The organism is Haladaptatus pallidirubidus, from assembly GCF_020700235.1.
GTDB classification, from domain to species: Archaea; Halobacteriota; Halobacteria; order Halobacteriales; family Haladaptataceae; genus Haladaptatus; species Haladaptatus pallidirubidus.
On record NZ_CP085301.1, the window covers coordinates 2,860,726 to 2,878,995 of the forward strand.

General features: G+C 59.6%; 18 protein-coding genes and 1 pseudogene. 8 read left to right on the forward strand and 11 right to left on the reverse strand.

Annotated features, from left to right (window positions below):
* Positions 1 to 40 precede the first annotated feature (40 nt).
* On the forward strand, positions 41 to 1,096 hold the full coding sequence (gene gfo6 / locus LIX15_RS15495; protein ID WP_227774061.1) for a D-xylose 1-dehydrogenase Gfo6: 1,056 nt from the start codon (positions 41 to 43) through the stop codon (positions 1,094 to 1,096).
* Positions 1,097 to 1,106: 10 nt separating this feature from the next.
* Here gfo6 and LIX15_RS15500 read toward each other — a convergent pair.
* Positions 1,107 to 2,022: pseudogene (locus LIX15_RS15500) on the reverse strand (alcohol dehydrogenase catalytic domain-containing protein); the annotation flags it as partial.
* Between the two features lie 68 nt (positions 2,023 to 2,090).
* Between LIX15_RS15500 and LIX15_RS15505 the strand changes: the two are divergent.
* The 5 genes from LIX15_RS15505 to LIX15_RS15525 all read left to right on the forward strand — a co-directional run bounded on the left by LIX15_RS15505 (position 2,091) and on the right by LIX15_RS15525 (position 6,284).
* Positions 2,091 to 3,155, forward strand: coding sequence for a glucose 1-dehydrogenase (locus tag LIX15_RS15505; RefSeq protein ID WP_227774062.1), 1,065 nt, complete (start codon positions 2,091 to 2,093; stop codon positions 3,153 to 3,155).
* Entirely contained in the window at positions 3,152 to 3,778 is a 627-nt protein-coding gene (gene gfcR / locus LIX15_RS15510) for a transcriptional regulator GfcR (protein ID WP_227774063.1), read from the forward strand. Before LIX15_RS15505 ends, gfcR begins: the two co-directional genes overlap by 4 nt.
* Before the next feature lie 341 nt (positions 3,779 to 4,119).
* Positions 4,120 to 4,464 (forward strand): glutaredoxin family protein, encoded by a 345-nt coding sequence (locus tag LIX15_RS15515; protein WP_227774064.1) that lies wholly within the window; start codon positions 4,120 to 4,122, stop codon positions 4,462 to 4,464.
* Between the two features lie 105 nt (positions 4,465 to 4,569).
* Complete coding sequence (locus LIX15_RS15520; RefSeq protein WP_227774065.1) at positions 4,570 to 5,148, forward strand: DUF7110 family protein; 579 nt, start codon at positions 4,570 to 4,572, stop codon at positions 5,146 to 5,148.
* A gap of 164 nt (positions 5,149 to 5,312) precedes the next feature.
* Positions 5,313 to 6,284: a phosphoadenosine phosphosulfate reductase family protein gene (locus LIX15_RS15525; protein WP_227774066.1), complete on the forward strand. Its 972-nt coding sequence runs from the start codon at positions 5,313 to 5,315 to the stop codon at positions 6,282 to 6,284.
* Positions 6,285 to 6,446: 162 nt separating this feature from the next.
* On the opposite strand, the gene LIX15_RS15530 is transcribed toward LIX15_RS15525, so the two are convergent.
* The 4 genes from LIX15_RS15530 to mutL form a co-directional block, all read right to left on the reverse strand.
* Positions 6,447 to 6,665, reverse strand: coding sequence for a hypothetical protein (locus tag LIX15_RS15530; protein WP_227774067.1), 219 nt, complete (start codon positions 6,663 to 6,665; stop codon positions 6,447 to 6,449).
* Positions 6,666 to 6,704: 39 nt separating this feature from the next.
* The gene (locus LIX15_RS15535; protein ID WP_227774068.1) at positions 6,705 to 6,890 is read right to left on the reverse strand and encodes a DUF7333 family protein; all 186 of its coding nucleotides are present in this window, start codon (positions 6,888 to 6,890) and stop codon (positions 6,705 to 6,707) included.
* A gap of 31 nt (positions 6,891 to 6,921) precedes the next feature.
* Positions 6,922 to 7,665, reverse strand: a complete 744-nt coding sequence (locus tag LIX15_RS15540) for a hypothetical protein (RefSeq protein ID WP_227774069.1) — start codon at positions 7,663 to 7,665, stop codon at positions 6,922 to 6,924.
* 79 nt (positions 7,666 to 7,744) lie between these two features.
* Complete coding sequence (mutL, locus tag LIX15_RS15545; protein ID WP_227774070.1) at positions 7,745 to 9,901, reverse strand: DNA mismatch repair endonuclease MutL; 2,157 nt, start codon at positions 9,899 to 9,901, stop codon at positions 7,745 to 7,747.
* Between the two features lie 313 nt (positions 9,902 to 10,214).
* Here mutL and LIX15_RS15550 point away from each other — a divergent pair, with 313 nt between their 5' ends.
* Entirely contained in the window at positions 10,215 to 10,502 is a 288-nt protein-coding gene (locus LIX15_RS15550; RefSeq protein WP_227774071.1) for a hypothetical protein, read from the forward strand.
* Between the two features lie 53 nt (positions 10,503 to 10,555).
* Here the strand turns inward: LIX15_RS15550 and LIX15_RS15555 are convergent, their stop codons facing one another.
* The 4 genes from LIX15_RS15555 to LIX15_RS15570 all read right to left on the reverse strand — a co-directional run bounded on the left by LIX15_RS15555 (position 10,556) and on the right by LIX15_RS15570 (position 15,308).
* Positions 10,556 to 10,699 (reverse strand): hypothetical protein, encoded by a 144-nt coding sequence (locus LIX15_RS15555; protein ID WP_227774072.1) that lies wholly within the window; start codon positions 10,697 to 10,699, stop codon positions 10,556 to 10,558.
* A gap of 71 nt (positions 10,700 to 10,770) precedes the next feature.
* Positions 10,771 to 10,980, reverse strand: coding sequence for a DUF7576 family protein (locus tag LIX15_RS15560; protein WP_227774073.1), 210 nt, complete (start codon positions 10,978 to 10,980; stop codon positions 10,771 to 10,773).
* Positions 10,977 to 11,261 (reverse strand): HalOD1 output domain-containing protein, encoded by a 285-nt coding sequence (locus LIX15_RS15565; protein WP_227774074.1) that lies wholly within the window; start codon positions 11,259 to 11,261, stop codon positions 10,977 to 10,979. The genes LIX15_RS15560 and LIX15_RS15565 overlap by 4 nt, the downstream gene beginning before the upstream one ends.
* Before the next feature lie 78 nt (positions 11,262 to 11,339).
* Complete coding sequence (locus LIX15_RS15570; RefSeq protein ID WP_227774075.1) at positions 11,340 to 15,308, reverse strand: PAS domain S-box protein; 3,969 nt, start codon at positions 15,306 to 15,308, stop codon at positions 11,340 to 11,342.
* Between the two features lie 156 nt (positions 15,309 to 15,464).
* On the opposite strand from LIX15_RS15570, the gene LIX15_RS15575 reads away from it, so the two are divergent.
* On the forward strand, positions 15,465 to 16,112 hold the full coding sequence (locus LIX15_RS15575) for a DUF7095 family protein (RefSeq protein WP_227774076.1): 648 nt from the start codon (positions 15,465 to 15,467) through the stop codon (positions 16,110 to 16,112).
* 175 nt (positions 16,113 to 16,287) lie between these two features.
* Here LIX15_RS15575 and LIX15_RS15580 read toward each other — a convergent pair whose 3' ends face one another.
* Both LIX15_RS15580 and LIX15_RS15585 read right to left on the reverse strand, forming a co-directional pair.
* Positions 16,288 to 17,379, reverse strand: coding sequence for an aminopeptidase (locus LIX15_RS15580; protein ID WP_227774077.1), 1,092 nt, complete (start codon positions 17,377 to 17,379; stop codon positions 16,288 to 16,290).
* 86 nt (positions 17,380 to 17,465) lie between these two features.
* Positions 17,466 to 18,257: a class I SAM-dependent methyltransferase gene (locus tag LIX15_RS15585; RefSeq protein WP_227774078.1), complete on the reverse strand. Its 792-nt coding sequence runs from the start codon at positions 18,255 to 18,257 to the stop codon at positions 17,466 to 17,468.
* Between the last annotated feature and the right edge of the window lie 13 nt (positions 18,258 to 18,270).

Below are 18,270 nucleotides of genomic sequence, written 5' to 3' on the forward strand. Positions count from 1 at the left end.
GCCCGAAATCATAACCGAATCCCCATCATCGACGATACAAATGCAACTCGCAGAACACCTCGCCGAGTTCACCCGGCGCGACTGGCAAACCGTCTCCGACCCGGCCGAACGAATCCGATTCGCCCTCATCGGACTCGGTTGGTTCACGGAGGGGAGAGTAATCCCGGCTATTGCCGAAAGCGACTTCTGCGAGGTCAGCACGGTCGTCAGCGGCAGTTCGAAAAAAGCGAACCGAGTCGGGAACGAGGCCGGGGCGGAGTACCGACTCACCTACGACGAGTTCCACGCTGGCGAGGCCAACGAACGCTACGACGCGGTATACATCGCCACACCGAACGCGACGCACCTCGATTTCGCGGAGAGCGCCGTCGATTTCGGCAAAGCGATTCTCTGCGAAAAACCGATGGAGGCGACGACGGCGCGCGCAGAAAAAGTCGTCAAAGCATGCGAAAACGCAGGTGCGACGCTGATGGTCGGCTACCGGATGCACACCAATCCGGCGGTTCGGCGGATGCGCGAACTCGTCCGCGAGGGGTTCGTCGGCGACCCCGCGCTGGTCGAAGGGACGATGTGCCAGAACGTATTCGAGACGATTTCGCCCGACCCGAACCAGTGGCGACTCGACGCCGACCTGGCGGGCGGGTCGGCGCTCATCGACCTCGGTATCTACCCGCTCAACACCGCCCGGTTCGTGTTGGATACAGACCCCGTGAGCGCGCAGGGGACGACGAACAGTCCGCACGAACACTTCTCGGAGGTTGACCAACACGTTGCCTTCGAGGTCGAATTCGAAAACGGCGTCACCTCGGCCTGCGTCGCTAGCCAGTACGCCGCCCAGCGAAGCCAATTCACGGTCGTCGGAACGGAAGGCCGACTGAGCCTCGAACCAGCGTTTTTCGGCGAATCGCAGTTGACGGCGGATTTCTCGGTCGAACCGGTGGACGAAGTCGCCGAGGAGTTCGACTACTTCGCGGATTGTCTGCTTTCAGGGCGCGATCCGGAACCGGACGGTCACCACGCGCTAGTGGATATGCGAACTATCGAGGCGATTTACGAATCGGCGGAGCGCGGAAACCGGGTATCGGTTCGGATGTAGGGAGTGCCGATTACGGTGTGATGACGCCCCGGTCTTCGATTTTGCCGCGTTCCAGCTTATCGGCGACGTCGTTGATTTCGTCCAAATCGTACCGCGAGGTTCGTAGCTCCACGTCGCCCCGAGCGACGAGCGCCATGAGTTCCTGTAGTTCGGGATCGGTTTCGACGAGGGTTCCCCGGTAGTCGAAACCGCCGTTCACGAGCGCTTGGGCCGGTTCGTGGACGTGGCCGCCGTAGCCGACGACGTGGTGGTCTCCGCCGCCCGCGAGTAAAGAGGGCGCGTAGCCGAGTGTTTCGTCCCCGCCTACGAAGTCGAGAATTTGGCGGACTCCGTCACCGTCCGTAATCGCGTCCATCTCTTTTACGACATCCTCCTTCCGAGAGTTGACGGTGTAGTTCGCGCCCAAATCGGCGGCCAGGGAGAGCGCCTCGTCTTTCACCTCGACGGCGATTATCTCCGCCGCGCTCGTGGTTCGCAATGCTTGCAGTCCGATGTGACCCAATCCGCCGCCGCCAACCACGACCCCGTGGTCGCCAGGGTTCAGTTCGCGAACCCCCCTTTTTCACCGCGTGGTAGGCCGTGATACTGGCGTCCGCGTGGGGTGCGATTCGGTCGGATCGACACACTCGGGAAGCGGAATCACCGCGCGCTCGCTCGTCAGCAGGTATTCTGCAAAACCGCCGTCCGCGGAAGACGAGGTTCTCGCAGTGTATATCCTGTCCGAGTCGGCGGGTGCGACAGATGCCGCAGGTTCGCGCAGGATGACAGACGACGGCGTCGCCCTCCGAGACGAGAGTCACGTTTTTCCCCACCTCGGCGACGATTCCGGCGTTTTCGTGCCTCAGCGTCATGGGAAGCGTCTGGCCCATCTGCTCTTCCCACATACCTTCGACGACGTGGTTGTCGGTCTGACACCAGCCAGCGCCCAGCTGGCTCAGACAAATTTACTCGCCAAAGAATAAATCTTTTGAGCGAGTGCGTACAATAGCGGGATATGCACGCAGTCGCACTCCGACGCGGGGAACACAGCCCCGAAATCATCGAGAAACCACGACCGGAACCCGAACCGGGTGAGGCGCTGGTGCGAACCCTCACGGTCGGCGTAGACGGCACCGACCACGAAATCCTCGCCGGTCACCACGGCGCGTTCCCCGAGGACGACGACCACCTCGTCCTCGGCCACGAAGCGGTCGGCGTCGTAGATGACCCGAACGGAACCGCGTTCGAGGAGGGCGACGTGGTCGTCCCGACCGTCCGCAGACCGCTTCCGGACGGCCCGACGGAGTATTTCGAACGAGGTGAACCCGATATGGCCCCACCGGACGAAACGACGGAACGCGGGATTTCGGGCGAACACGGCTTCATGAGTGAGTACTTCACTAGCCCCGCAGAGGCCCTCGTTTCGGTGCCAGACGAACTGGCCGAGTGGGGCTTCTTGGTCGAACCAATCAGCATCTCCGAGAAGGCGATCGAACACGCGCGTGCCTCGCGCTCTGCGTTCGACTGGCAGCCGGAGAGCGGGCTCGTTCTCGGTAACGGGAGTCTCGGCCTTCTCACCGTCGCGATGCTCGATTCCGATTTCGACCGAGTCTACTGCCTCGGTAGGCGCGACAGGCCCGACCCGACCATCGACGTCATCGAGAAGTTGGGCGCAACATACGTTGATTCACGCGCGACGTCCGTATCCGAAATTTCCGTCGCGCACGAACCGATGGACTTCGTTTACGAGGCAACCGGCTACGCGAAGCACGCGTTCGAATCCATCGAGGCGCTCGCCCCGAACGGCGTGGCGGCACTGCTCGGCGTGCCGGATTCGTGGTCGTTCGAAATCGACGGCGGGAACCTCCACCGCGAACTCGTGATGAACAACAAGGCGCTCGTCGGAAGCGTCAACTCCAACTATCGCCATTTCGAATCCGCAGTCGAAACGCTCGCGGAGATGCCGGAGTGGCTGTTGGACGACCTCGTGACAGGTATTTACGACGTATCGAACGTCGAGTCAGCCTTTGCGGACGACGAAACGACAATAAAGACGGCCGTTAAATTCCACACCCAATGAAGAACGTAGACGACTTGATAGAGAGTGCAGCGGAACTGGCGGAGCGAGGCCTATCGAAGGGCGAAATCGCCGACGAACTGAACGTGTCGCGCGAGACGGCCAGTTGGCTGGTCGAACGCAGCGGAAGGACGCCGAGCCCCGAACCGAAGGGCGGCACGCAGGACATCCACGTCGATTGGAGCGCCATCGGACGCGACAGCGCTCGACTCACGCACATCGGCGCGGCGATGGCCGATTTGCTGTCGAAACACGGCGAGGAAGTCGATTTGACCATCGGTATCGAGAAGGCTGGCGCGCCGCTCGCGACCGTGGTCGCGCGCGAACTCGACACTGACCTCGGCACCTACGCTCCCCGCAAACACCAGTGGGAGGAAGGCGACATCGACGAACACGGCGGCAGTTTCTCGCGCAACTTCGCGCAGATTCGCAACCGCGAGTGTTACATCGTAGACGACACCATCACCAGCGGGACGACGATGGGAGAAACCATCGAGGCCATCGAAGACCGCGGCGGTGAACCGGTCGCTTGTATCGTCCTCGCGGACAAGCAGGGAATCGAGGAACTGAACGGCGTTCCGGTCTACTCGCTCGTACAGGTCATCGGCGTCGGAAGCGACGAATAGCTATAAACAATCCTTCCACGGAAAAATATTCATTCTGACCGATATTTTCGAAGGCACGAGTGGTAACCGGGTTCTCATCGGAATCCTCCTCGTCAGATTCGAGTCCCGACCGCGCCGCATCCGCGAAGAGGAAACCCCGCCTGCCGATTGCCAACCGGGAAGAACTATCGACGCCGGAATCACGGTCCCGCGCGATTACGACACGGTAACCGTCGTCGTGGATGGTGAAATGGTGACCACCATCGAGGGCTACGACGGGTCGTTTGCCCGGTACGGAACGATACAGACGACCGGATGACTCGGTCGCAACTTCTTTGCGCCGGGGGTGCCTACGCAAGCGTATGACGTTCACACCCGGAGAACAGCTTTCCGCCGAAGAGGTGGAAGAACGGGTCAATTCCACGCTCGAAAACGAGGAGGTCGTCCTGTTCATGAAAGGAACGCGGATGATGCCCCAGTGCGGTTTCTCACAGCGCGCGCTCGAACTTATCGGGAAACACCGCGACGAGTTCGAGACGGTAGACGTTCTCGACAATTTGGACGTCTACCGAGAGGAACTGTCCGAACACAGCGGTTGGGAGACGATTCCACAGACGTTCGTCGATGGCGAGTTCATCGGCGGAAGCGACATCCTCGCGGAGATGGAAGAACGGGACGAACTCGGCGAAACGCTTCGAACCAACTAATGTCATTTCGATGGTTGCACACGCAACCGAAAGGGTAGCCCCTATAAGTTCGGGGCACGTAGTAACGAACGTACAGCCGACGGGAGATGGAACTCACGACCACAAATGAGCCAGGTATACCGACTACATTCGACGCTCGAACTGCCGCTTGAAACTGTCTACGACCACTTTGAAAGCGAACCCCCACTACCGGATGGAATCGACAGCGTCGATATTACCCGCCGGAACAACACGCTTATCATCAGCGCTGTCTCGACGGACGAATCCATCAGCAAATACACGCCGACGGCGCAACTGAAAGCCAGCGTCTCGGAGACACGGGTTTTCACCGAAGAGGAGGAGGCGCGGCGCAACGCTCCGCGATGGGGTGCGGACGCCGAGGACGAAGAAGAAGAAGAACCGACCGGCGAACTCATCGAGATGGCCGCGTTCAAAGGCGACCGGGAGACGGTGCTTCAGAACAGCGCGCTTCAGTATCCGATGTTCGAGGTGCTCTGTACCCTCGCTCGCCAAGCCGAGAAGGGGACGCTTACCGCGATTGCGGAAGTAGACGGCGATTTGGAAGCGACTCGCATCGTGGACGGCGACGACCGACCGGCCTCCATCGAAGTGGTGGAGGGGCCGCGAAATGAAAACTCCTCGTCCAGCGGCGTGAACTGGCGCGACAACAAATTCATTTCGTAATCTCGCGCTCTGGGTTCGTATCCGGACAAAAGCGGTGAGCCACTGCGCGCCGTGATTTATCCTTTCTATCGTAAAATTCGAATCCAGCACCGTACTAACCTAAACGGTTCTTCATGCGGAGCCGAAAAGCACTTTAGCGAGGTAATTATATCTAATTACGAGTCATGGCAGACGAGTTTCCAGACTATCTCAACGTAGACTACAGCGATGGTGAAGGCGAAAACCCCGAGGATTACCCCTCGCTCGAACACAAAGTAGAGAAAGCCATCGAGGTCACGAAGAAAGGTCTCGAAGAGTACGACAACCCCGCCGTGATGTGGACGGGTGGCAAAGACTCCACGCTCACGCTCTACTTCATCAAGGAAGTGGCGGAGCGCTACGATTTGGAGGTTCCACCGGCGGTCTTCATCGACCACTTCCAGCACTTCCAAGAGATTCACGACTTCGTCGAGCACTGGGCCGACGAATGGGATTTGGAAGTCATCTACGCCCGCAACGAGGACGTTGGCGACTACGTTGACGAACACGGCCTCGAACCGGGCGACGACATCGAAATCGGTGAACTCTCCGAACACAACCAGCACCACGTCCGCGACCTCCTCGAATACGAGGAGGACACCTTCCCGTTCCTGCTCGACACTTACGTCGGCAACCACCTGCTGAAAACCGTCGCACTGAACGACGCGCTCGAAGAGTACGACGTGGACGGCGTCATCTCCGGCGTGCGCTGGGACGAACAGGAAGCCCGCGCCGACGAGACGTTCTTCAGCCCGCGCCACGACCCCGAAATCTACCCGCCGCACGACCGCATTCAGCCCATCCTCCACTTCGACGAACCGGCCGTTTGGGACGCGTTCTGGTACTTCGTCGTGCCGGACACCGTCGAGGAGTACCCCGACGACGGCTACGTCCCACAGGGATTCGACGACCTGCCGGACGGCGTGACGCAAGACGACATCCCCGTCTCGCCGAAGTACTTCGAAGGGTTCCGCTCGCTCGGCAGCGAAGTCAGCACGCAGAAAAGCGACCAGGAACCGGCATGGTTGCAGGACATGGAGAACACGACCGAGCGTGCAGGACGCGCCCAGGACAAAGAAGACCTGATGGAGCGTCTGCGCGACCTCGGTTACATGTAAAGACCGCCTTTTAACTACACCTTTACGACGGTCGCAGGAAAGCACGGCGGTGACCGCCATCGCCGTGCTTGCTGGCTTCTTCACGGGCGTCGCCCGTGAAGGAACGAGATTGCTTCGCTCTCTCGCATTTCCTGTAAAAGCTGAACCAAAATCTCCTTCGCTTCACTCCGTTCCGCTCAGCCGTCGGCCCGTTCGTTCGTCACTGTGTTCCTCACTCGCGGAGAGCGAACTGGCGGTTGACGGATGTGGAGGTTGCAGACCCTTGGCGACTGTGTCGCGTGCTGACTGCTGACGGTTGTGAAAATCGTCGATTTCACCTGTCAGTGAAAATACGCGGAAATCCGGCGGTTGTGTCGATTGCTTACCACGCCCTCGTTTCACTCGGTCGCTGGTCAGTCGGGTCGAGTAAATCGTTCGTGCTTATCGCATCGCGCGGTACTCACCGTGTTTCACGCCGAGGAAGAGCGTCAGCATGCCGAAGACGGCCAGTCCGCCGAGAACCATCATCACGGTGCTAGTGATCATCGGACTCATGAACGTGCCGACTGCGATGATACCGAACAGTACCAGAAAGACGAGTACAGTTTTCGTGGTGTCGAACTCCATATCGGACAGTTAGGCGACCGAACAAAAAGCGTTACTCCGATTTCGGCCGCATGAGATTCGCCAGCGTCACTAAGAATCCAAGTATCCAACCCAGCGGCACCGCGATGCCGAACCACATGCCGACGAAGGCCAACCCTTCGAGGTCGAATTGCGCGCGGAGAATCTCGTTAATTCCGCGGTAGTCGAGGACGTTGTCCAGCAACCACACCGCCAGCGTTTCGCTGTTCGGGAAGACGACTTCCGAGAGCGTCGGCGAGTACAGCGCGGCGACCATGGGGGGCAAGAACAGGGCGGTCATGCCGAAGGGGTAGGCGAACAACACGGTGGTAATCCGGCCCCCGTAGCGACTGGTGAGGTACGCAAGCACTGCGGCGATGGTAGCAACGCCCCCGGCGGCGGTGACGGCGTAGAATCCTTCGGTGGAAAAGCGGACTCGGGCCAGCGCTGCCAGTCCGCCCCAGATGAGCACCGAGAGCAGGATGACGCCCAGAACGCCGAGGCTCGCCGCCGTGCGGTCGATGCGGCTCGTGTAGTACCGCGTCGCAAAACCGAACAGGACGAACGGGTAGAGCAGAGCGACGACGAGCGTGCTGACCACGCCCCACGCACGATAGGCTACTTTCCCTGCCGTACTCTGTGGCGTCCACTGCCCGAGCACCGAGTGGGTCTGCTGTCGCTGTCGTGGAAAGAATAGCGACATCCATTCGGTGTGTAACTGCTGTAAAGCGTATCGTATCGCATCGAGGAGACCTCCCTGACTCGTCCCGCGTGACATACTGAAATTTGATTCGGCCAGCCGATATGAAGGTTCTCCTTACTGGTTGCAAAAATAGTCAGAAATAGAACTGGAGTACTCACTCCGGTCGCCGGCCGGAATGGCCCGGATAGTCGCGTTCGAACCGGTTTTCTATTTCCTGCTCGCCGAATTCGATGATGACTGGTCGTCCGTGCGGACAGGCGTAGGGATTGTCACAATTGTCCAGTGCGGACAGCAGACTCACCACATCCCCCTCACGAAGCGAGGTGTTTCCGGTAATCGAGGGATAACACGCCAAATCGGAGATGAGGGTGTCGGCGACCGCCGCCGCCGAATTTCGGTCGCGTTCGTCCGAGTCGGTCGAGACGAACTCGCCGAGAACGTCACGCAGGAGTTCCGACGACAGCGTTTCGCTGAGAACGGCGGGAACCGTCGTCACTTCGACTGTTCGCTCGCCGGTGAGCGCCGCGTGGAAACCCAATCGCGCCAGCGCCTCTTCGTACTCGTCGAACAGCGCGGCCTCCGCCGCCGTCAGTTCGAATTCGACCGACGAGGCGAGCACCTGCGTCGTCGTGTCGCCCTCGAACTTCTCGCGCAGTCGCTCGTAGTTCACGCGCTCGTCGGCGGCGTGCTGGTCGATGAGTACCAATCCGTCCGGCGTTTCGGCGGCGACGTACGTGTCGTGCAGTTGTCCGAGAACGCGCATCGGCGGCAGTCGTTCGAACTCCCCTTCCGCCGGTTCGGACGATTGAAACGCGTCGGTCAGCGTATCCGTTTCGGTCGCCGCGCGGAATTTTCGTTCGGGTTTTCTAGCGGATTGGGGCCGTGATTCTCGACGGTTCGGATTTCGGTTTGCGGTGTTTGGGATTTCACCCGCGGTTGACTGGGTTGCGCTCGCGGTTGTCGTCTGCTGGTCGATACCCGAGGACTCTGCATCCGTGGCGCGCGATTTCGCGTTCGAGATTTCAGGTGACGTATTCGATTCACGACGCTCACCGCGATTTTCGCCCGCGGAATCGCTCAACCGCGATTCCTGCCCGTTTGCGACTCCCGAATCGGTCCCGTTTTTTTCGGGGTGTGGCGGCCGTGATGACCGGTCTGTCAGTTCGTCCCCGTCTGCGCTCAAATTCCCGTCGTCAGCGGCGGTATCGAGTTCCGACTGTACCTCGGGTACCACGTCGGTTTCGTCCGGTGCTGAACGTCCTCGGGGTGCGGACGACCGAATCAATCCGTCGTCGAGAAGCGCGTTCGCTATCGAATCGCGAACCGTCTCCCGAACGCTCGCTTCGTCGCCGAACCGAACCTCCATCTTTCGCGGGTGGACGTTCACGTCCACGGAATCGCCCGGAACGGACAGAAAGAGGACGGCGAACGGATAGCGATCGGGCGCAAGCTGATTTCCGTAGGCGGCGAGGACGGCCTCCCGAACGACCGACGAGCGCACGTAGCGCCCGTTGACGTAGGTGGCGACGTACTCCCGCGTGCTTCGGGTGGTTTCTGGATGGCTGACGTAGCCCGAAACGGTGAGGCCATCACCGTCTTCGTCTCCCTCGCTTCGCTCGTTCCCCACGGCAATCATCGCGGTGGCGACTTCGCGTCCGTAGACGGACAGAATCGCGGACTGAAGGTCGCCCTGTCCGGTCGTCGAAAATATCTCCCGGCCGTCGTGGTCCAGTGAAAACGCCACGTTCGGATTCGCCAGCGCGTACTGCGTGACGACTCGGTTGACGTGCGAGAACTCGGTCGAATCGGTTTTCAGGTACTTCTCGCGCGCCGGGGTGTTGAAAAACAGGTCGGTAACCTCCACTGTCGTCCCCGCCGGTCTGCCCGCCGGTTTGATTTCCTCTGCTTTTCCTCCCGCGAGCCGGAGTTCTGTCCCCGCTTCGCCGCCCCTCGGTTTCGTTCGAATGGTGAGTCGGGAAACCGCGCCGATGGTGTAGAGGGCCTCCCCACGAAATCCGAGGGTCGCGACCCCTGATTCCAAATCGTCTATGTCCCGTATCTTGCTCGTCGTGTGTTCCTCCACGGCGAGTTGCACGTCTTCCTCACTCATGCCGATGCCGTCGTCCTCGATGGCGATTCGTTCCGTGCCGCTGCCGTCGATTCGCACCGAAATTCGCGAGGCGTTCGCGTCGAGGCTGTTTTCGACCAATTCTTTCACCACGGAGGCGGGCCGCTCGACGACCTCTCCCGCCGCGATTCGCTGAACCGTTTGCTCGTCCAGCGACCGAATGGTTTGCTCCCCGTCGCTCATTTATACAATCGTTTCATCCCGGCGTCTTCAAGGTTGAGGTGTTCGTCGGATGGAATTTGAAGCGCGAAAATCGGCGGGATTCGAACGACCGTGTGGCGCGGGTACGATTGTGGGTTTTTGAGTCAGCAGTTGTTAGCGACTGCTCCGAACCGGGTAACAGAATCGCACTGTTCCGTTACGGTGGGGGTCTTTGGATACGACAATACCAAAAACGCGCTCAAAATCACCGTTCCACACTTCTCGGGAATCTCCTCCGATCACTCCCCGAAAAGCCGTAACGCTTACTCAGGTTCGCAACGTGTTACTAATTAACATGCAGACGTTCACCGAAGTGTTAGAAATCGTCGCCCTCGGGAATCACGTTCGCATCGAACTCACAGACGGAACCACCTACGAGGGGCCTGCGAGTCCCATCGACTATATGCCCGACGACCGCTTTCGACTCGAAATTGAGCCGCGCCACGGGGGAATCCGGCGGTGTGAGGTCAGTTCGGTGTGTATCGATGGGAAATGGGAAACTCCCGAGGTTCGTCACTATAGCCTCGGTGACGACGACTGGGTCGTTGCGGGGGAAGCCGACGGTATCGAAATCACGCGGTAGCTATCGTCGCCGCGGCGATGCTTCAAAACGCGCTCACGAACTTGGTTCGCAGGTTACGGCTCGACCGGATAGGTTACGCAGGAGCGAATCCACGCATCCGAGTTGTCGGGGTCGTACACCATGATGATTCGGTCTGCGCCGTTGGTGTATTCGGTCTGTTGAACGTCTTCTGTTGGTCTATCTTGCTCGGTTGACATTTGGAATGGATTGATTCGGTGGTTCTGTAGTGGGGTTAGGCGGTTACTCACCGGTCGTTTCTTTACCGGTTCTATGATTGCTCTCGGTTCCACGCTTCTTGGCACGTTTCATCGCAGAACGAATGGAGGACGACGGATCCGTTTTCAGTGGTTTCCGTGACGATGGGAAACCAATCCGTCGTCTCGATGGGCGACCCACAGTGAGAACAGATCGGTGTTCCCATCGGGGACGCGGCAGTGGTACGGTCATCCGATTTTCTGTCGTCCGTCTCTTCGTTCATGTATCGACTGGCGACAAACGCTTCGCGGCCACGACTCGATTATCGGTGATGGTCACCTCGCATCCCGCGACAGTGAAACTGACGCTCGATTTGATGTCTCGCGCGGCCGTCGGCGTCGGTTGAAACAGTCGGTCGAGTGCATCCGGGTCGATGGTGTCGTACAGCGGAGAATCGAGTTCGAGGGGGTCGACACCGTTTACCCGCGAGATGGCGTGTATGACCGCCTCGCTGACGCGACCATCCGTAATCGGCGTCTCGACGGTGTTTGCTCGTTCGTTCATGCGTTCTACGACGTGACCCACGTGCAGTATCGGCAAAGCGATTCCAGCTAGCTATGCAGTAGCAAGGGACACCCCCGGCTAGCTATCTAGCACGTTAGTTTCGTAGAGTTGGTCGAACAGTTTTCTCTGTGCCGACCTGAGGTGGTTGATGAACGTCGGTTGTGTGATGTCGAGGGAGGCCGCGACTTCCTGTCCCGTCGTACTTCGGGGCGAATCGAAGAAACCGCTCAGATACGCGGTTTCTAACACCTGTCGCTGGCGGTCGGTCAGTCGCTCCTCAAACGCGGCGCGGCACGTTTGAACCGTTTGTACCGGTCGTTCTCTGTTCCTTCGCGCGGCGAGTCCGAGATCCGGATAGCGCGCTCGTAACGTTTCGACGAACTCCCTGACTTCCGTCGTGTGCGGCACGTTAACAACTGCTCGAATTGACTGTTCGGTCGCCGTAATCGACTCCGGCACGGCCCCTCGTTCGACCAATGCCGAGGCAAACAGCGGTTCGGTGACGGTCACCTCGAACAGTGATTCCTCGTCGCGTTCGCTGACGAGCCGACTGTTCGTCACCCCGACTACGTCGCCGAGATATGACTGCACTGCTTCGACATCCGTCTCGGAAATCGTGATGAACAGATGGTCGGCGTCCTCGTCTCCTGCTACCACACCCTCATACGTGACGCGGCAGTCGAAACTGGCCGCAAGCCGCTGGAGCAAATCGTCTGAGTCGTGGACGCGCAAATCGAGTTCGACGGTTCGATCGGTCAACAGTCCCCGTTTCGTTTCGATGGCGTTGATGGCGTAGGCGATGGTTTCGCCCAGTTCGGAAAACACCGCCCGCGACAGCGCGTCGAAGGCATCGGGTCGGTTGGCGTATACTGCCAACACGCCGTAGGAGTAGTCCCGATAGACGAGCGGGATGCCGACGACGGACTGGTAGCCGCGCATGAGCGACTCGGGTCGCCAGCCATCGCTTTGAAATCCTGCGGTGGCACCTGCTACGTCCGCCACGTTTTCGATTACGGTCAGGGCGTCACTTTGTACTGTCGTCACGGCGGGCTCTCCTCTATTTTCCATCGCCGAATCGTCGTCCAGCGCGAGCGAGACGCTGTCCAAATATCCGCGTTCGGTTCCCGCCCACGCCTCCGGGATTACCTGTGATGCGGTTTCGTCGGGCCGCCCGACCCACGCCATCGCGAATCGGTCGGTTTCGACGAGACGTTCACACACCTCGTTGACCACGTTGGAACGCGAGTCCGCGAGGACGAGCAGATGCTCGATGTCGCGAAGCAGTTCCGTCGTTTCGTGAAGCCGTTCGAGCCGCTTCGTCTGCTGTTCGAGTTCCTGCTCCCGTTCGCGGAGGGCGGATTCCCGACTCACGCGGTCGAGTGCGGCCTGCGTCGTCGCGGCGAAAATCGTCGCCAGTTCGATGGCGTCTGCTTCGAAAGTTGCCGTTCGGTCATCAACAGAGATGAACACGCCGTGGTTTCCGAGCGGGACGTACAAGCCACTCCTGAGGCGCGTATCCTGATTGTAGACGTGTTCCGATTCGCGCACGTCGTCGAACACTCGGGTCTCTCCCGTGACGAACACCTGCCACGCGATGCTCTCGCCCGCCTCGAACGGCGTCGGTTCACCGACGAGTTTCGGTACGTCGTCGGAATGCGCCACCGGCCTCAGCGCGTTCGTCTCCTCGTCGAATAGGTAGACGGCTACGCCGGGAAGTCCGAGAACCGATGCACCGACCTCCGCGGCGATTTGCGCGACTGTTTCCGTTGACTCGGCATCGAGCATCTCCTGTGTCGCCGTGTGGAGCGCCGTGAGCACCTGCTCGTGACGTATGCGTGCAGTGACATCCATCGAAACGCCGATGACGCCAGTCACCTCGTCGTCATCCCGAATCGGCTGATACCACGTTTCGAAATACGCGTCGTGCATCTCGTGAATCGTATCGAACGACTCGCCCAACAGCGCCCGCTCGATGTCGGCAATGGCCGCGGGATAGTCGGACAACCAGTCGAAAATCGAGTCACCCACGGCATCCCCTGCGTCTGCATCGAACGCCGACAGCCCTCGCCCTTCGGATAGCGTGAACGTTCCGTCGGCATCGACGGCGAACAGAACGACCGGAACGTTCTCGACCACGGTTCTGAGCCGCTCTTCGTTCTCGCGGAGCGTGCGCTCGCGCTCGACTCGTTCTGTGATGTCGCGGACGACGCCGACGGTTTTCCCCCCCCGTGACTCGTCGTCCGTCGGAAGCGGTTTGAAGCGGAGTTCCACCGGAATTTCGTCGCCATTCGCGGAACGAAGGTTTATCGTCGTCGCTTCCGTTTCTGCCTCACCGGACAGTATCCGCCTGCGCAAACGTGTCGTTTTCGCAAGCGTCTCTTCGCTCGTTATTAGTTCCGGCGTGCTCCCCAGTAGTTCGTCACGACCGTAGCCGGTCATCGAAACGAGCGCGTCGTTGGCGGACGTAAACCGGAACTGCTCGTCGGTCGTATAGATGCCATCGCTGACCGTTTCCACGATGGTTTCGTAGCGCTCGAGTTCCCGTTCGCGCTCTTTTCGCTCGGTAATATCCGTATACACGCCATACGACCGCTCGCCCGACTCACCCGGCCGAATCGGAATCGACCGCAGGAAGAAATCGCGAACGCCGTTGGTTGTTTTACGCCTCACTTCCCGCTCTATGTACTCCCCCGTTTTCGTCCGCTGGTTGATGTCGCTCGCCTCCGCCGCGAGCTCCGATGGGACGACTACGTTGTCGATTGGCTGACCGACCATTTCCTCGGAGACGCCGAAGCACTCTTCGAATGCGGCGTTCACTGCCCGAATCATCGGCGTCTCACCGTCATACTCACAGTATGCGATGGCATCACCCGAATTTTCGAACATCGCCGTCACTCGGTCGCGTTCGATTTGGAGTCGTCTGTCGCGTTCGACCCGTTCGGAAATGTCGCGCATGACGCCGACCGTCCCCTTGAAATTCCCGTCTTCGACCGGCAATGCGGTGAATCGAACTTCGACAGGAACTTCTTTATCGTCGGTAGTTCTAATGGGAATTTCGTACCTCCCAACGTCGATTTCACCGGCGAGAAGGCGTTCTCGCTGTCGAGTCGCTTTTGCGACCGTTTTTTCGTCCGCGATAAGAGATCCATGTGCTCCGACGAGTTCGTCCCGACTGTATCCCGTCAGTTCTTCCATCGCCTCGTTGACCGAGAGGAACCGAAGCGAATCGTCCAAGGCGTAGATTCCGTCGCCGACCGTTTCCACGATGGTTTTGTAGCGTTCGAGTTCCTGCTGTCGATTCTTTTCCTCGGTGATATCCCTCGAAAACACCGTTACGCCATCCGAGGACGGATAGAGCCGCGTCACCATCCACGTCTCCGTTTCCGGAAGGTACTCTTCGAACGTTTTCGATTGCTGTGTTTTCAGTGCAACGTCGATTTCGTCGTGCAGTTGGGTTTTGGCGGCCTTCGGAAACTGCGTCCAGATGTGTTTTCCGAGTACCGAACTTCCGTCGTGGCCCCATTCGGCCGCAGAGGCGTACCACTGCTCGTTTACGTAAACGTAGCGCAGTTCGGTATCGAGCGCGTAGATTATCGTATCGACGCGATCCAATGTTTCTCGATGCTTTTCGGATACGCTCGCTTCCGTGACGACCGCGAAGAGAAGGTCGGTTTCCGGAAGACGAACGATTCGACAGTCACCGAGCCGAGCGTGGTTCTCTTCCGTGTCGAACGCTGCAACGAAGGATGCTTCGCCCTCATCGAGGGCAGTCTGTACGCCGGTTTCGAACCGCGCCCGGTCGGATGCGACGACGAGGTCTTTCGCACGCCGTTCGACCAGGTCGGAATCGGATCGCCCGGTCAGGTCGGTCATGCGGCGTGACCACCACGTGAGCGGTTCGTCGCGTTTGAATGCGAAAGTACACAGTGCCTCGTCTATCGCTGAGAACAGCAGAGAAGACGAACCCTCTTCGTCACATAACCACGACGCGACAGCACCGAATCCGCCGCCATCGAGCGATGTCTGTTTGTCGGGAAACGAAATCATGTCGGTTTGTGCTCCTCGCCATCATCAGAAGCTACGCGCAGAGAGGGTCGGCACGGTCATGAATCCGTTGCCGACCGCAACGCGAAGTTGGACTGTTGTCAAAATCCGTCCGTCGTTCCAGCGGACTTATCCACATCAAACCCGAATCGAAGATCGATGGAGCGAAGCGCGGCAATCGAGCGCGTCGAGGAACTCGTCGAGACGGTCGAGAACGAAACCATGCCCGTCCCCGTCCGGGAAATTTGGGTGTATGGTGATGTGGCGCTCGGTCTCGACCCTATCGACCGACTCGACGTGTACGTGACGAAGGACATTCTGCTCCGAAACGACGACGCCGACCGCGAAAGAGAGTTCGTTGACACTCACGGCCTGAAAGGTATCGGGAAGACGGTTCGTGCGGAGTGGGCCGACGACCATCCCGACCTCATTCGGGCGAACGACAATGGCTACGCCGCTCCGGAGAAATGTCTAGCGGCGCATCTACTGCCCGAAAACGAACCGGTTCACCTCGAAGTCTGCAATTCGAGTTTCGAGGACAACGTCACCCAACGATTGCGAGGTGCGATGGCCCGCGACGCCTACGAGCAAATCCTCGACCCAAGAGGGGTCTGTCTCTGGGTCGATGGTCATCGAAGTACGGAGGCACTTCGGAAATTGCGGGAAAGCGAGTTCGCCTTTCCGACGCTCCCGGCCGCGTTGGAGATGCTCGGGATGAACGAAGAGAAAACCGATGCGGCCGCGGAAGCGGTCGAATCATATCGACGGCGACAGGACGGCACGACCGTTCGCGGTGACGTGGTGTAACCGACAGAATCGGCTCTCGAACTTCGGCTCTGTAATCGATTGGCGAACAGACGGCACTTTTCGTTCGCGTGGGGGGCGTGCCGCACAACGTCCTCGACCACCAACGCGACCGGTTTCAGGTCACGTCGGGATTGGTCGCGGTTTCGTATTTAAGTCCTCGGCGGATTGTACGGTCTTAGCCTTCGAATCCATCCTCGAACCGGAACGTTCCATTTCGCTGGACTACCTCCCCATCGACTTCGATGAACGAATCTTCGCTCATATCGACAATCATATCGAGATGAGTCGCGCTCCCGTTGTACGGTTGTCCCTCCGGAACCGTCTGCCGAATGGCCTTCCCGATTGCGAGGTGGATGGTGTCGCCCATCTTCTCGTCGAAGAGCATGTTGTAGGTGAATCGGCCGATATCGCGGTTCATGCCGACGCCGAGTTCGCCGAGTCGGCGCGCGCCCTCGTCCGTGTCGAGAACGCCCGCGAGCACCGCCTCGTTCTTTTCGGCGCTGAAATCGACGACCTCTCCCTCCTCGAATTTCAGCCACACGTCTTCGATTTCCCGACCCTGATGAATGAGCGGTTTCTCGAACAGCACTTCGCCCTCGACGGAATCGGGCACTGGTGCCGTGAACACCTCGCCACCGGGGAGGTTTTTCTCGCCGTAATCGTTGATGGTCTTCATCCCTTTGACGCTCATTTGCAGGTCGGTGGCGTCGCCGGAGATAATCCGAACCTCGTCCCCGGCGTCGAGGATTTCGACCATCTCCTGCTGGAACTTGCGCTGTTCGTCCCAGTCTTTGTTCACCGCGCCGTAGACGAACTCCTCGTAAGAATCGGTGCTCATCTCGGCTAGTTGCGCCTCGCCGGGCGCGGGAAACTGTGTTCCAACCCATCGCTTACCCATTCGTTCCTGTTGAACAGGCGCGGTAGCAGTTCTGTAGGCCGCGATCTTCTCGGACGGAACGTCGCTCATCTCCGCCGCGTTCTCCGATCCCTTGATGATGATGACGGCATCTGTTTTCTCCATCTCCGCGAGCGACTGCTTCGGCAGTTCGAAATCGTCCTCGTCACACGCCCGATGAAATGCTCGGTCGGCCCGCGAACTCCGCATTGCGAGCGAGGGTTTCGCGCCACGCTCGCCGAGTTTTTTGTAGAGAGCGACGGCGAGGTCCTCCGCCACAGTTGGGGCGGCGACTCGGACAGCATCCCCCTTTTCGATGCTCACCGAATGATCGACGATAATCTCGGCATGCTCGTGGATTCGTGGATCCATATCTCAGCGTGAACCATCGCCGTGATAACGGTTTTCGAATCGAACTCGCCTGTCCGACTCGTACCCATTCCGCCAGCTGTCTGGACTCACACCCGCCCGGTCGTGACGTAAAACGGAACGACCTCTGCTCGCCGATACTCGTTCGCCTGCATCTGTTCGATGGCAGACCGCCCCATTTCGCGCCACTCCGCGCGCAGCCGTTCGTATTCACCGGACGAAAGTGGCTTGGTTATCGTCTCCCGTCGCTCGTCCAGCGCATCCGCGGCCGCTTTCTTTTCCGCGGCTTCGAGGTCGCGCGCCGAGTACGGCGGCGCGACCGTCTTGGCGTGATGGTGTGTTCGGGTCGAAACGTCGGTGAGACCGACTTTCTCGAACGCTTCTCGCGTTCCTTCGCCGCCGAGCGCAACGTCCGTGTCCACGCCCTTCACGTATGCTGCGCGGGCGCGGCGCGACAGGTCACCCTCCGCGGGAACGGTCGATTCGACCGACACGGCCGAGTTGTCCGGTTCGATTGCGGCCACGAGGTCGGACGAAATGCGGGCGAACTCTCGAACGGCACGTCTCGGGTCGGGGAGATTGATGAGCAGTGCTTGACAGACGACGAGGTCGAAACTGTCGTCCGGAAACGGCAGTCGGTGGGCGTCGCCCGTAACGACCGAGACGTGCTCCTGTGCAACCGACAACAGCCGCGGGTCTGCGTCCGTGCCGACCACTTTACCCGGCGTTTCCTCGGCGAGAACTCGGGAGAGTTCGCCCGTTCCACAGCCGACGTCCAGCACGCGTTTTCGGGAGTCTAGTTCGAGGGCGGAAAGCGTCTCGCGGGACTCCCACATCCCCTCTCGCGTTCGTTCCAGATAGTCGGCGGAGAATTCTCGCATGAACGATTTCTTA